Below are 13,070 nucleotides of genomic sequence, written 5' to 3' on the forward strand. Positions count from 1 at the left end.
GTACCTCTTGCGCGCAGACACGCAATCCGGTTTTCTAAGCAGTTGTTCCGGATTCTTAAGACAGCGGCATGACCGAGACGATCCACATCGCCGAGCCTCTTCTGCGTCGAGCCAGAGCGCCCTTGCCGCGTCCCGACCGCAGGTTCTACGCCAGCACCAAGGCCTTCGGCCGCTTCGGCATCCGCTGGTTCAACCCACAGCTCATGGAGGAGGAGCACTGGCACGGCCATATCGAGTTCAACTGGCTGACCCAGGGCGGAATGGACTATCTGTTCGACGGACGGCCCGTTCGGATACTGCCGCGGCGCCTTGCGATGTTCTGGGCCGGTATCCCGCATCGCACCGTCCATATCGACAGGGGCCCGGGCGAAGCGGCACGCCAGTGCAACATTTACCTACCGCTCGACACCTTCCTATACATGCCCAATCTCGGCCGGCTCACGGAGACGATGATAGGCGGCGGGGTGATCGTGCTGCCCGCTGACGCCGTCGACGATGCGCTTCTGGAGCGCTGGTACAGGGATTACCGCAGCGGTGATGCCGAACGCGCCGACATTCTGAAATCGGAAATCGCCAACATGCTGAGGCGCACCACTCTGGTGGGCTGGGAGGAGCTTCTGCATCCCTGGATCGAGACGGCAGAGCCGGAGACGCCGAACGCCGGGCCGCTACGCTATGTCGTGGCGATGGTGCGCTACATCCATGACAATCTGGCCGAGCCTATTTCCTCGAAGGACATTGCCCGGGTTGTCGGGCTGCATCCCAACTACGCGCTCAACCTGTTCACCCGCGTCATGCGGATTCCGGTGCGCCGCTTCGTCATCCGCATGCGGCTGATCCGCGCCCGCGCGCTGCTCTTCGAGGGTAACCTGTCCATCGCCAATGTGGCCTTCCAGTCCGGCTTCACCTCGCTAAGTCAGTTTTACGCTCATTTCCGCTCGGCCTATGGTATGACTCCGCTGGAAATGAGGAGGAATCTCGCTACGAGTGGCGAGCGTTCCGCCGCGGGCCGAAGCGGCGCAGCTTGATTGAGCGCGCTCTCAGGCGATTGGCGGCTTGTCTGATCGTGGGCGGAAACCTGCTCTGGTCCGCCGTCAGCATCCTTCTGCCTCTAGCCGGGGTGATCGAACCCAATGCGATCGGCTGTACCTTCCTCTTGGGACAGGCCGTGATCGCCGCCATGCTTGCGAAGCTGGAGGCGGATGCCTCGCCCCGGCAATTCGTCGACATCTGAGACTCCACTTGAGGAAACGCGTCATGCCAGCACGATGACCTAGTCGTTCTGGCCCATCGAGCCGTCGTCCGCACTGCCACCCGGCGCGCTGGTTGACTCGTTTACTGTTAACAGTTAACAGTCATCAAGGAAGCTTGGGGAGGACGGTTCTTGCGGAATCCGCCGGTCATCATCCATCGCGAGGCCTTAGGGTCGCAGGTTGCGGCTGCATTGCGCGAAGCCATCGCGGCCGGCAAGCTGGCGCGTGGCGAGAGGCTGATCGAGGTCGATCTCGCCGCAAAATACGGCGTCAGCCGCGGCCCGATCCGCGATGCCATCCGCATCCTCCAGCTTGAGGGTCTTGTCGAGAACGGGTCGGGCGGCGTGACTGTCGCAGGACTCGACCAGGACGACATCAACGAGATCTATTCGCTGCGCGGGGCCATCGAGGGCTTGGCGGTGCGCTTGATTGCGCAGCGGCGCAGCCACGATGATTACGAGCGTCTCGGCCATCATGTATCGGTGATGGAGCAGGCGGCGTGTACCAGCGATTCTGCCAGCTTCGCGCAGGCGGATATCGCCTTCCATAACGAGATATGCCTTGTCTCGCGGCACAAGCGTCTTGCCGACGTATGGCAGCGCTACAAGGCGATCATGATGACCCTGCTGCGTCTTACCCTGTCGCCGGACCAGGACCTCAAGGCCAGCGCTGCGAAGCACCGCAAGCTTCTCGACCTGATCAGGGCAGGCGATCCGCACGCCGCCGAAGCTGAACTCACCGACCACCTCGATGGCTCTCGGGCGCGGATGGTCCGGGTGTGGGAACATGCCCTGGAAAGGAGGCGGAGCGAGGAGGCGCAACAGTGAGCGCCATCGGGAAGTAACAACAACTGCAATTTCACTAGGGAGAGAGAATATGAAACTCAGCAAGTTCTTCATGCAGTCCGCCGCGGCGGCTGCCCTGTTCGGCCTCGCGCTGGCAACGCCGTCTTTCGCGCAGGATAAGTTCCCCTCGAAGGACATCACCTTTGTCGTGCAGGCCGCGGCGGGCGGCGCATCAGACCGCACCTCGCGCGCTATTGCCGCCGAGCTCGAGAAGGACCTCGGAGTCAACGTCATCGTCGAAAACCGTCCGGGCGCCACCGGCACCGTTGCCTTCGCTCATGTCGCCGAGCAGCCGGCCGACGGCTACACGATCGGCTTCGGCCCGGTCGAATTCGCGATTGCTGAGCACATCGGCTACGACTTCAACCGGGAGAACTACACCTATCTCGCGCAGGTGATGGACAGTCCGGTGGTGCTGGCCGTCAGGGCCGACAGCCCGTACAACACGCTCGAGGAATTCCTCGAAGCCGCGAAGACGGAGGAACTATCGGTCTCGAACTCGGGCGCTGCTTCCGCCTTTGCAGCAGCCACCTTCACCCTCAGCAAGATGACCGGTGCAAAACTCACCGGCGTCCCGTTTGACGGCGGCGCGCCTGCTGTTGCCGCCGCTCTCGGCGGCCATGTCGACGCGGTGACCGCCGGTGCGGGTGAGACCGCGACAGCCTTCGCCGACGGCACGCTCAAGGTGCTCGCGATCTTCTCCGACAAACCGCATCCGATGTTCGAAGGCGTCAAGACCGCCAAGGAGCAGGGCTACGATCTTACCTTCGGTGCATGGGGCGGTGTCTATGGCCCGGCAGGCATTCCGGACGATGTGAAGGAGATCCTCGAAGAATCGATCAGGAAGGCCGTCTCTTCACAGACCTTCCTCGATGCCATTACGCCCGCCGGCATCCTGCCGGTCTATAGGCCCGGTGACGAGTGGAAGGCGTTCGTGGACGCCGAGGCTGCCCGTTACGGCGAAATGCTGGCGCAGTAGCAGATGATCGAGCCTCAGAAGCTCGCGTCAACGTCCGGCGGTACTGACGTATCGCCGGGCGAACCGGCTGCGGAGCCGGATTACTCCGCAAAACCCTCGCGCACGCTCGAGATCGCCATTGCCGTGGTAGCGCTCGTCCTTTCGGTGGCTGCTTTGGTGCTGTCGCGCGACATCGTCCTGCGCATGGGCGGCGGCGGCATCGACCCGAAATGGTGGCCGACAATGCTTTCATGCTGCGGCATCGCGCTTTCGCTGGTGCTTCTCCTGCAGGCTTTCCTCAGCACGTCGTCGCACCGGGGAGATCTCCTCGCGATCGAAAGGCGGGGCTGGACGCGCATGATCGTTTCGCTGACCCTCAGCGCGGTCTATGTCTTCGCCTGGTCCCGTTTTGGCTATGTCGTTCCGACGATCATCTTCACCGGCGCGCTGCTGTGGGTCTTCGGTCTTCGCAGCTGGAAAGGCCTCGTCATCTTTCCCGTCGCTGTCGCCATCTTCATCTACGGCCTGTTTCATCTGCTACTGAGGGTTCCGCTATGACCGCGCTCCTCGCCGGCATTGGCGCCGTCTTCGAGCCGAGCGTCCTCCTGTGCCTCGGCACCGGCCTTGTGGTGGGCATGCTTGTCGGCATGTTCCCCGGTATCACGGCGACCATGGCGGTGGCGCTTGCTTCCGGCTTCACCATGACGCTCGAACCGGTGCAGGGTCTGGCCGTTCTCCTGACCATCTACGTCGCGGCGAATTTCGGTGACCGTATTCCCTCCATCCTGATCAATACGCCCGGCACACCCGCCTCGATCGCCACCACCTTCGATGGCTATCCGATGGCGAAGAACGGCGAGGCGGGCCTCGCCCTGATCGTTTCCGCCCTTGTCTCGGCGGTGGGCATTCTCGCCTCGATGGTGCTCTTCGCAAGCGCCTCCGTGCCGCTGGCGCAGCTAGCGCTGAAATTCGGCCCCAGCGAGATGTTCGCCGTGGTAATCCTCGCCATGACGATCATGATTTCCATCTCGTCGTCCTCTCTCACCAAGGGCCTGCTGGCCGGCGTCATCGGCCTCTTCATCGCAACCGTTGGCCGCGACCCGATCACGGGCGATGCGCGTTTCACCTTCGGCATCCGCGAACTCAACAGCGGCCTCGATTTCATAGCGGTCATCATCGGTCTGTTCGGCATTGCTGAGCTGTTCGACCAGCTCCTGACCCACCGCGACCACAAGGTTCAGCCCATTTCCGCGCTCGGCCGCTGGTGGCCGACCAGGTCCGAATACAAGCGCATTGCCAAGCCGACCGTCATCTCCGGGATCGTCGGTCTTATCGTCGGCGTCATCCCTGGCGCGGGCGGCGATATCGCCGGCCTGCTCGGTTGGGACCGCGCCAAGTCGGCATCAAAGACCAGGGAAACCTTCGGCAAGGGCAATATAGAAGGCGTGGCTGCGTCCGACACCGCGTCAAGTGCGACCCTTGGGGGTTCCCTGACCACGACGATGGCTCTGGGCATTCCGGGCGACTCGGTCATGGCGGTCATGATAGGCTCGATGATCATCTGGGGCATTCAGCCCGGACCGAGCCTCTTCGTGAACCGCCCTGCGCTGGTCGTGACGATCACCACAATCATGGTGCTGGCAACGCTGGTCACGCTGGGCATCAATCTCGTGCGCATGCCGATGATGGTGAAGCTGCTCGACATGCCTAAGCACTATATCTGGGCGACCATTCTGGTCTTCTGCATCATCGGCACCTACGCCACCACCAACAACCTTTTCACCGTCACCGTGATGCTTGTCTTCGGCGTGATCGGCGTGATCCTGAAACGGTGCTCGATCCCGGCCGGTCCGATCGTCCTCGGGCTGATCCTCGGTCCGCTTGCAGAGGCCAATCTGCGCCGGACGCTGCTGATCGACGGTCCCGCCGGGCTCATCAACAAGCCCATCTCGGCGGTCCTGCTCGCCTTCGCGGTCATCGCGGTCGTGACGGCCATCGCCACTCCAATTCTCGCGCGCCGCCGGCAAAAGGCGGCAACGGTCCAGTCAAACTAGTTTCGAAAGCAGGATTATGGCCAAGAAACCAATCATTTTGGCCGCTTTGCCGGTCGCGTTTCAGGACGACGGCGAAATCTCCATCGAGGGCAACCGGTCGATCCTGGAGAAATGCGTGGCCTCCGGCGTCGATGGCGCGTTCATTCTCGGCACCACCGGCGAGTTTCCGGCCTTAAGCGAAGAGGAGCGCGGTACGCTTGTGCGCCTCAGTCTCGACATTCTGAGGCACAAGCAGGTCGTCGTTCATGTGGGTGCCGCGAGCCTCTACCAGGTCGGGCGGCTTATCCGGCAGGCACGGGCGCTTGGCGCGCGATATGTCGCGGCGATCACACCTTACTACCTGCCGTCGACGGATGAGGCCGTGCTGCACTTCTATAGCCGGATCTCCGACATGACTGACGGCATGGGCGTCTACGTCTATATCTTCAGGGAACGCACCGGCGTTCCGGTTTCACCCGAGCTGATGGCACGGATCGCCAGGTTGCCCAACATCATCGGCGTCAAGATCTCCGGCGAAAGTATCGAGACCATAGGCGCGTATCGCAGGCTGCTGCCTGATGGCTTTCAGGTGCTCACCGGCTCGGACCGCGAGATCGGCCGCCTTCACGAGTTTGGCGCAGACGGTGTCATCTCGGGCATTGCTTCGGTCTATCCGGAGCCCTTCGTCGCAATGGCGGAGGCGGTCGCCGCTGGAATTGAGGATCGCTCCGAACTGCAGTCCCACATCAACGCGACTGTCGATGGCCTGTTAGGCGACATCGAACGCCTGAAAACCGGCCTGCGGCTGCAAGGCATTCCGGCGGGGCACGCCCGCATGGCCGTCGGCATGCCGGATGCCGCGACAATGGCGCTGCTTGCGGAGCTCAACCGCAAATACGGGCCCGTCAAACGCGCCTGATATTGCGCTGTCTCTAGAAACCACCTGCCGGGCGAGCACCGCCGCGCCGGCGATCCGGTGAAGATTGGATCAATGGCGTCCGCTTCGACATACTGGCGAGCGAGAACTCGGAACTGATGTCCAACTTCACCATTCTGGGCAACGACGTGCTCAACTGCCAGTATGGCCGACAGTACGATGAACGGTGGTGATGGCGACCATCAATGTCGGCGCCGGGTTCAACACGATCATCTACGATCAGGAGAATTTTGGTCCGCGATCCGGCCACCGGCGAGGCCCACTATACGGGTAAGGTGTCAATCCCGCCGGAAGAATTCCTCAGGATAGGAGAAGACGCGCTCGTTCCGGGAATACCGGTCGAGGCTTATGTCATGACGGAGGAGCGCATCGCGCCTTCCAACCTCGTGAAGCCTCTGATCAACCAGCTCAACAGAGCATTCAGGGAGAGATGAGGCGCAGGGGGCGGCAGGATCACGCCTTACGGAATCACGCGAAAGCGCGGACTCTCGATCCCTGAGCGTCAGGCGAAGAAATCCGCGTCCTCGGGTGCAAGATAGCGTTTCGCCTCCTCGGGGATGAGGTCGACGCCCATGCCCGGGCGGTCGGGCACATCGATGAACCCGTCCTTCACGATCGGGTCAGGCAGGCCGTCCACGATGTCGCTCCACCAGGCGGGATCAGCCGTCGTGTATTCGAAGGCAATAAAATTGTGGGGTAAGGTGGCCGAGACCTGGACGAGCGCGGCAAGCCCGAGCAGACCGTTGGCCGTCCCGTGCGGGGCAATGGTGATGCCGTGCAGATCCGCATATTCGGCAATCCATTTGAGCTCCGCGATCCCGCCCACATCGGCAGGATCCGGACCGATCACATGGACGGCGTGCGTCTCGATCAGTTCCTTGAAATTCTGCCTCAGATAGATCTGCTCGCCGGTGTGGATCGGCGTCGGCGAGAGGCGTGTGAGCTCGCGATAAACCCCGGCATTGACCCAAGGCGTGTAGTCGCCTGACAGGAGATCCTCGATCCAGAGCAGATTGTAGGGCTCGAGCAGCCGGGCGAGCTTGATCGCATCGGCGAGCATCCAACCCGGGCCGCAGTCGAGCGCAAGCCCCACCTTGTCGCCCGCCACCTTCTTCATGGCAGCGACACACTCCACGAGATGCTTCAGTCCGCGCTCGGTGACCGGGCCGCGATCGAGCGCCCCATGAAACGGGCTCCTTTCCGGTTCACCGTAATAGAAGTACGGCACCTCGCGCTTCATGGACGAGTGAAAGCCGATCGGCTGCTTGATGATGGTGAAGCCCTCCGGAAGGGCCATCATGCGGCGCATGTCTTCGGCATAGTCCTCGGGCCGGTGTCCGTTGAGCGGAAAGCGGATCGCGCCGTTGTAGACGCGCACCTTATCGCGCACCTTGCCGCCCAGAAGCCTGTGCACCGGCAGATTCGCGGCCTTGCCGGCGATATCCCAAAGGGCCATTTCGATGACGCTCACCGCCGAACCCCACGGCTTGAAGCCGCCGCGCTGTCTTATCTTCAGCATCACTCGCTCGACAAGCGTCGGGTCCTCGCCGATAAGCGCCTCGCGGAAACTCAGGATGTGGGATTTCAGATAAGGCTTCCAGGTTTCGGCTTGGGCGTAGCCGGAAATGCCCTCGTCGGTAACGATCCGCACCACTGGGCTCTTGCCGATCACGGCGCATTTCAAGTCGATGATCTTCATCCCAACGCCTCCCTCGGCTCCCGATTGGAGGCGGGCATCGCCTCGCTGATCGCGCGCGCTGTCTCAATCGCTGCCATGCGCAGTTCCTCCATCCGGCTTGGCTCCGTGCCCGCCAGAAAAGGAATGCTGAGTGCCGCCACCACCTTGCCCCTCCGGTCGTAAACGGGAGCGGCGAAGGCCTGGATGCTCGGCGCGTTCTCGCCCTTGTCCTGAGCCCAGCCCTGGCGCCTGATGCGCGCAAGCTCGCTGCGCAGGCGCTTCGGGTCCGTGATGGTCCTGTTCGTATAGACGGTGAGCGGCGTCGAGAGCCAGTAATCGATCGCCTCGGGCGGCAGATGCGCCAGAAGGAGTTTGCTCGCCGCGCCGGCGTGGATGGGCATGCGCTGGCCAGGGGCAACGGTTAGCGCATATTCCCGCCGGCCCTGGGAGGTGGCCAGCACCAGTATGCCGTCTTCGTCGATGACGCTGAGTTTCACGCTCTCGCCGAGCTCGGTCGCAAGCTTGTCCAGAAATGGCTGGGCGATGGCACCCACATCGATCTCGCTTGCCCGCGAGGCCACCTGGGCGGCGAGCGTCAGCAGCCGCCGTCCGAGAGTATAGGTGCCCGCGTCATCGCGCCGGACGATCTCGTGCCGCTGCAACGTGTTCAGGATGCGATAAACCGTGGTGCGGGGCAGGCGCAGGCGACTCGTGAGCTCGCGGATGGTGAGGCCCGTTCCGTTGCTGTGCTCCAGCTCGCCAAGCACGTCCATCATCCTGTCGATGACGGGAATTGTGTGCTTCGCGGGAGCCTCATTGGTCGTTTCGCCCATGCGGTCATACCCGTGTTGACTTTCGTTGGTTCGCCATTACCATACGAAATTGAACTGTCAAAGTTCATATTTGAATAGATTGGCGCGGAGGTCGTGGATGCTTTGCCTGGAAGCCGACGGCGGGCGGCGCCGTTTACGCAGCGGCCTGATGCGTACCATGGTCGCAGCCGGCGGCACAGGCCGCGCTGGAGCTTTTGGCCCATGCTGACGGTCTCCTCGATCACCCATGTCGCCATCCGCGTGAAGGAAATCGAGCGCACGCTCGACTTCTACACCAAAAAGCTCGGCTTCTCCGAAATGATGCGGCTCGACCGGGACGGAAAGCTCTGGCTGGTCTATCTGCGCATCACGGACGACCAGTATCTCGAGGTGTTTCCGGAAGGCGAGGGCGAGCGTGCTGCCGAGCGCGAGGCGGTAGGTTATAACCACATGTGCCTCGCGGTGCCCGACATTGACCAGACAGTGCGTGAGCTTGAAGAAGCCGGCGTACCGCTGATCCGGCCGAAAACCATGGGCGCGGACGGCAATTGGCAAGCCTGGATCGAAGATCCCGACGGCCATCGCATTGAGCTCATGCAGATGGCGCCAGACAGCATGCAGGCAAAGGCCATCGAGCGGCTGAGGAGCGCGTAGACCATGGCGCGCATCGCCTATCTGATGGCGATCGATTTCGGCAGCGGTGAGCTGAGGGAGAGGACGCTTGCCGATCACAACCATTCAACGAATCCGCAGGAGCCTGCCCCGGAGTTATCGCAGGCGCTTGAGAAAGCGCTGGGCTGACCCGCGCCAGGGAACCGCCATGAAGATCACCGCACAGAAAGTGTTTGTCGCCAATGCTTCGCGCACGAATTTCGTGTTCGTGAAGCTCTACACCGACGAGGGCATCGAGGGTGTGGGCGAGGCCACGCTCGAATGGAAGACAAAGACGGTCGTCGCGGCCCTAGAGGAATTGGAGCGCGTACTGATTGGCCGCGACCCCTTTGCAGTCGATGCGATCATTGAGCAGCTTCACCGCGACAGCTATTGGCGCACGGGCGCCGTGTTCCGCACGGCGCTGGGGGCGGTCGAGGCCGCACTGCTCGACATCAAAGGCAAGGCGCTGGGTGTTCCCGTGTTCGAGCTTCTAGGCGGGAAGTTCCGCGAAAAGGTCGCCTGCTACGCGAACCACTGGTTCTTCGGAGCCGAGACGCCGGACCAATATGCCGAAAACGCGCGGCGCGCCGTCGCCATGGGTTACAAGGCGCTAAAGTGGGACCCGTTCGAGGCGGCAGATCTCGAAATGGACCGCGTCCAGCGCCGCCGCACGATCGCAATCGTGGAAGCAGTGCGCGATGCCGTGGGACCGGATATCGACCTGATGCTCGACGTTCACGGGCGGCTCAACGTGCCGACTGCCATCGCCATGTGCAGGGAGCTCGCCCGATTCGATCTCACCTGGATTGAGGAGCCGACGCCGCCCGAGAGCATCGACGCTCTTGCCGAGGTGCGCGCCAGGAGCCCGGTGCCGATCGCCGCTGGCGAGCGCTGGTACGAGCCTGCGCGCTTCCTCGAAGCGCTCAACAAGAAGGCGGTCGACATCCTGCAGCCGGACGTGTCGCACGCCGGCGGCCTCAGCGAAACCAAGCGCATTGCCCATCTGGCGCACACGCATCTGATCCCCATCGCGCCGCATAACCCGGTGGGGCCGGTGATGAACGCCATGACGCTGCATGTGGCCGTGGCGATTCCGAATTTCTGCGTCTTCGAAACGGTTTCCATAGATGTGCCCTGGCGCAAGGAGCTAGTGCGCGAGACGCTTCAGTTTGAAGACGGGCATCTTCTTGCGCCGACAGCTCCGGGCTTGGGCGTGGAACTCATCGAAGAGGCGTGTGCCCGCTTCCCCTACGAGCCCTACGACGTGCCGCTTTTTGACGGCACCATTAACACCAAAGGGGTAGCAACCGGGGCGGCAATCTTCTCCAACGGCGGCGACCGTTGAGGCGTTCGCCAGCCTGTTGACAAGCGGGTGATGTTGCGGCCATAGTTACATATAGACTAGGTTCAATTCAAATATGAATTGACTGAGAGCAGGGAGAAGCGCTCAGCGTGAAGGTTGGGCTCTCGCTATACGGCAAGCTTCTGAGCGAGGATGGAGCGCGCTTTGCAAGCCAGCTCGGCGTGGAGGATGTCGTCATCCACCTGACCGACTACGCGCGCAATGCGAATGACGCTGCCTATCGCGCCGGCGAAGTGGGCCCAATCAACGGCGATTGCATCGACGTGCCGCTCTGGACCTTCGACTACATGTCCGAGATCGTCGACATGCTCCGCCGCCATGGCCTACGAATTGCGGCGATGGAAAACATCTCACCTAATTTCTGGTCCGACATCCTGCTCGACGGGCCGGCCAAGCGGCGGCAGATGGAGGCGCTGAAACAGCTTGTTCGGGATGCCGGGCGCGCCGGGATTCCTGTCATCGGCTACAATTTCTCCATCGCCGGCGTGTGGGGCTGGCGGCTGAAGCCCGTTGCCCGCGGCGGCGCGGTGACGGCCACTTTCAACCTTGACGAGATCGACTGGGAGAGACCGCTTCCGGACGGAATGGTGGGCAACATGCGCTATCGCGCACCAATGCCAGGTGCCGAGCCGCTGCAGGTAAGCGAAACGGAGCTATGGGAGCGTTTTGCCTGGTTCCTGCGCGAGCTCGTGCCCGTAGCAGAAGAAGCAGGCGTCAGGCTTGCTGCCCATCCGGACGATCCGCCGGTGGAGCGCCTGCGCGGAACGGCAAGGCTCGTCAATTCTCATGCGAAATACGACAGGCTGCTCGCGCTTGCGCCGAGCCGCGCCAACGCACTCGAATTCTGCGTCGGCTCCCTCGCCGAAATGCGCGAACGCGACATTTACGAGACGACGCGCCGCTTCGCCCGCATGGGCGCGATCGCCTATGTCCATTTCCGCAACGTGCGCGGCAAGGTGCCGAGCTATGTGGAGACCTTCGTCGACGACGGCGACGTCGACATGGCGCGCATCGTCCGCATCCTTCATGAAGAGGGGTTTGACGGCGTGCTCGTGCCGGACCACGTGCCGGAACTTCACTGCCCCGCGCCCTGGCATGCCAGCCATGCCTACACGGTCGGCTATATGAAGGCGCTAGTTTCCGCAATCAAATCCGCCGTGCCGGCAAACGCCGGCGCGCAACCCGAAGATAGGAGCAGGATCGCCGCGGCCGCGCGGTGAATTATCCGGCGGGAGGCCGCCGGAAGGGAAAGCGACACATTCGTCGCAGGGAGGAAACATGACGAAGCCCTTACTTATCCTTGCCACCACAGCTTCGGCGCTGGCGTTCTCCTCGGTCGTTTCGCTTGCCGGCGAAGTCACCTGGTGGACGCCCAATTTCAACGAGCCGCGCGCCAGGGAACTCGTCGAAAAGTTCCAGGCCGCCAACCCAGACATCACCGTCAATCTGGAGATCACCACGTCGGACGGCCTGCCGCAGCGTGTGCTCACAGCGCTGCAGTCCGGGGCCGCGCCCGACATCATCGACGTGCAGCACGGCTGGGTGAACGGCTATGCCCAGAACGGGCTCGTGATCCCGCTCGACGACGTGCTTCAGGATCGCGAGGACTATATTCCCGCGGCCCTCGATTACGTGACGTGGGACGGGAAACTCTGGGGCATTCCCTACCGCATCGAGACCCACGCCGTGATCTACAACAGGGGCCATTTCACGGAAGTGGGGCTTGATCCGGACAGCCCGCCGGAAACCTGGGCGGAGCTCGTTGACGTGGCCACCAAGCTCACGAAGGAAGGCCGCTCCGGATTTGCGATCACCGGCGGCGGCGAGGTGGGCAATACCATATTCCGCTCGCTGCCCTTCATCTGGATGAATGGTAGCAGCATGATCTCGGATGACATGACCAAGGCCACGGTGAACGAGCCAGCGGCGGTCGAGGCGGTCACCTTCTATACCGACTTCTTCAGGAAGGGCCTTTCGCCAGCCTCGACACTTGAGAATGACGGCACAGCCAACCGTAGGTTATTCATCGCCGAGACGGTTTCGATGTACCAGTCCGGCCAGTTCGACATCGCTTCCATCCGAGAGGAGAACCCGGACATCGATATCGGCGTGATGCGCATCCCACATCCGGAGGGCAAGGACACCGCCGCCATTCTGGGCGGCTGGAGCTTTGTCGTGCCATCGGATGCGCAGAATCCGGACGAGGCAAAAATATTCCTCCAGTTCCTCGCCGAGGCCGAGAGCCAGGGGACGCTCACGGACACGTTCCCGGCCCGCAAGTCGGCGATGGAGCTGCCGCGCTTCAACGATCCGATCCTACAGGTGTTCAAGGAGATGCTGCCCTATGGGCGACCTGTGCCGGCGGAGAAGAACTGGGTGCAGATCAGCCAGGCCTATTTCAACGGCATCCAGAGCATTCTCCTCGGCGACATGGAGCCTCAGGAGGCGATGGACGTGGCCGCCGAGGAGATTCAGGCGCTGCTCGACGAGTGATTCAAGCATGGCTCCGGCGGTGCGACAGCCGGAGCCGCGTTTGC

15 protein-coding genes are annotated in these 13,070 nt (G+C 62.5%); 13 read left to right on the forward strand and 2 right to left on the reverse strand.

Annotated elements, in window-relative coordinates:
- Window positions 1-68 precede the first annotated feature (68 nt).
- The 8 genes from NYR54_RS09055 to NYR54_RS09090 all read left to right on the forward strand — a co-directional run bounded on the left by NYR54_RS09055 (window position 69) and on the right by NYR54_RS09090 (window position 6,460).
- Window positions 69-1,028 (forward strand): helix-turn-helix domain-containing protein, encoded by a 960-nt coding sequence (locus NYR54_RS09055; RefSeq protein WP_261515310.1) that lies wholly within the window; start codon window positions 69-71, stop codon window positions 1,026-1,028.
- Window positions 1,025-1,234 (forward strand): hypothetical protein, encoded by a 210-nt coding sequence (locus tag NYR54_RS09060; RefSeq protein ID WP_261515311.1) that lies wholly within the window; start codon window positions 1,025-1,027, stop codon window positions 1,232-1,234. Before NYR54_RS09055 ends, NYR54_RS09060 begins: the two co-directional genes overlap by 4 nt.
- A 150-nt stretch (window positions 1,235-1,384) precedes the next feature.
- Window positions 1,385-2,080, forward strand: coding sequence for a GntR family transcriptional regulator (locus NYR54_RS09065; RefSeq protein WP_261515312.1), 696 nt, complete (start codon window positions 1,385-1,387; stop codon window positions 2,078-2,080).
- 49 nt (window positions 2,081-2,129) lie between these two features.
- Window positions 2,130-3,077: a tripartite tricarboxylate transporter substrate binding protein gene (locus NYR54_RS09070; RefSeq protein ID WP_261515313.1), complete on the forward strand. Its 948-nt coding sequence runs from the start codon at window positions 2,130-2,132 to the stop codon at window positions 3,075-3,077.
- Between the two features lie 3 nt (window positions 3,078-3,080).
- Window positions 3,081-3,614, forward strand: coding sequence for a tripartite tricarboxylate transporter TctB family protein (locus tag NYR54_RS09075; RefSeq protein ID WP_261515314.1), 534 nt, complete (start codon window positions 3,081-3,083; stop codon window positions 3,612-3,614).
- A complete protein-coding gene (locus NYR54_RS09080; RefSeq protein ID WP_261515315.1) occupies window positions 3,611-5,110 on the forward strand; it encodes a tripartite tricarboxylate transporter permease in 1,500 nt (499 codons plus the stop codon). Before NYR54_RS09075 ends, NYR54_RS09080 begins: the two co-directional genes overlap by 4 nt.
- A 16-nt stretch (window positions 5,111-5,126) precedes the next feature.
- Window positions 5,127-6,008: a dihydrodipicolinate synthase family protein gene (locus NYR54_RS09085; RefSeq protein ID WP_261515316.1), complete on the forward strand. Its 882-nt coding sequence runs from the start codon at window positions 5,127-5,129 to the stop codon at window positions 6,006-6,008.
- 248 nt (window positions 6,009-6,256) lie between these two features.
- The gene (locus tag NYR54_RS09090) at window positions 6,257-6,460 is read left to right on the forward strand and encodes a beta-barrel domain-containing protein (protein ID WP_261515317.1); all 204 of its coding nucleotides are present in this window, start codon (window positions 6,257-6,259) and stop codon (window positions 6,458-6,460) included.
- 68 nt (window positions 6,461-6,528) lie between these two features.
- Here NYR54_RS09090 and NYR54_RS09095 read toward each other — a convergent pair whose 3' ends face one another.
- Complete coding sequence (locus tag NYR54_RS09095; RefSeq protein WP_261515318.1) at window positions 6,529-7,725, reverse strand: mandelate racemase/muconate lactonizing enzyme family protein; 1,197 nt, start codon at window positions 7,723-7,725, stop codon at window positions 6,529-6,531.
- Entirely contained in the window at window positions 7,722-8,537 is an 816-nt protein-coding gene (locus NYR54_RS09100) for an IclR family transcriptional regulator (RefSeq protein ID WP_261515319.1), read from the reverse strand. The genes NYR54_RS09095 and NYR54_RS09100 overlap by 4 nt, the downstream gene beginning before the upstream one ends.
- Before the next feature lie 201 nt (window positions 8,538-8,738).
- Here NYR54_RS09100 and NYR54_RS09105 point away from each other — a divergent pair, with 201 nt between their 5' ends.
- The 5 genes from NYR54_RS09105 (at window position 8,739) to NYR54_RS09125 (ending at window position 13,026) form a co-directional block, all read left to right on the forward strand.
- Complete coding sequence (locus NYR54_RS09105) at window positions 8,739-9,170, forward strand: VOC family protein (RefSeq protein ID WP_261515320.1); 432 nt, start codon at window positions 8,739-8,741, stop codon at window positions 9,168-9,170.
- A 3-nt stretch (window positions 9,171-9,173) separates the two neighbouring features.
- Window positions 9,174-9,317, forward strand: a complete 144-nt coding sequence (locus NYR54_RS09110; RefSeq protein WP_261515321.1) for a hypothetical protein — start codon at window positions 9,174-9,176, stop codon at window positions 9,315-9,317.
- A 19-nt stretch (window positions 9,318-9,336) separates the two neighbouring features.
- Window positions 9,337-10,515, forward strand: coding sequence for a mandelate racemase/muconate lactonizing enzyme family protein (locus NYR54_RS09115; protein ID WP_261515322.1), 1,179 nt, complete (start codon window positions 9,337-9,339; stop codon window positions 10,513-10,515).
- Between the two features lie 107 nt (window positions 10,516-10,622).
- A complete protein-coding gene (locus NYR54_RS09120) occupies window positions 10,623-11,753 on the forward strand; it encodes a mannonate dehydratase (protein WP_261515323.1) in 1,131 nt (376 codons plus the stop codon).
- Between the two features lie 58 nt (window positions 11,754-11,811).
- The gene (locus NYR54_RS09125) at window positions 11,812-13,026 is read left to right on the forward strand and encodes an ABC transporter substrate-binding protein (RefSeq protein ID WP_261515324.1); all 1,215 of its coding nucleotides are present in this window, start codon (window positions 11,812-11,814) and stop codon (window positions 13,024-13,026) included.
- Window positions 13,027-13,070 lie beyond the last annotated feature (44 nt).

The sequence above is a fragment of the Chelativorans petroleitrophicus genome, from assembly GCF_025398195.1.
GTDB lineage: Bacteria > Pseudomonadota > Alphaproteobacteria > Rhizobiales > Rhizobiaceae > Chelativorans > Chelativorans petroleitrophicus.

Excerpts from the sequence above, each read along its gene's own strand:
- NYR54_RS09055 (WP_261515310.1), top strand. The coding sequence starts at position 69 with ATGACCGAGACGATCCACATCGCCGAGCCTCTTCTGCGTCGAGCCAGA.
- NYR54_RS09070 (WP_261515313.1), top strand. The coding sequence starts at position 2,130 with ATGAAACTCAGCAAGTTCTTCATGCAGTCCGCCGCGGCGGCTGCCCTG.
- NYR54_RS09110 (WP_261515321.1), top strand. The coding sequence starts at position 9,174 with ATGGCGCGCATCGCCTATCTGATGGCGATCGATTTCGGCAGCGGTGAG.
- NYR54_RS09100 (WP_261515319.1), bottom strand. The coding sequence starts at position 8,537 with ATGGGCGAAACGACCAATGAGGCTCCCGCGAAGCACACAATTCCCGTC.
- NYR54_RS09085 (WP_261515316.1), top strand. The coding sequence starts at position 5,127 with ATGGCCAAGAAACCAATCATTTTGGCCGCTTTGCCGGTCGCGTTTCAG.
- NYR54_RS09080 (WP_261515315.1), top strand. The coding sequence starts at position 3,611 with ATGACCGCGCTCCTCGCCGGCATTGGCGCCGTCTTCGAGCCGAGCGTC.
- NYR54_RS09125 (WP_261515324.1), top strand. The coding sequence starts at position 11,812 with ATGACGAAGCCCTTACTTATCCTTGCCACCACAGCTTCGGCGCTGGCG.
- NYR54_RS09095 (WP_261515318.1), bottom strand. The coding sequence starts at position 7,725 with ATGAAGATCATCGACTTGAAATGCGCCGTGATCGGCAAGAGCCCAGTG.
- NYR54_RS09115 (WP_261515322.1), top strand. The coding sequence starts at position 9,337 with ATGAAGATCACCGCACAGAAAGTGTTTGTCGCCAATGCTTCGCGCACG.
- NYR54_RS09075 (WP_261515314.1), top strand. The coding sequence starts at position 3,081 with ATGATCGAGCCTCAGAAGCTCGCGTCAACGTCCGGCGGTACTGACGTA.
- NYR54_RS09105 (WP_261515320.1), top strand. The coding sequence starts at position 8,739 with ATGCTGACGGTCTCCTCGATCACCCATGTCGCCATCCGCGTGAAGGAA.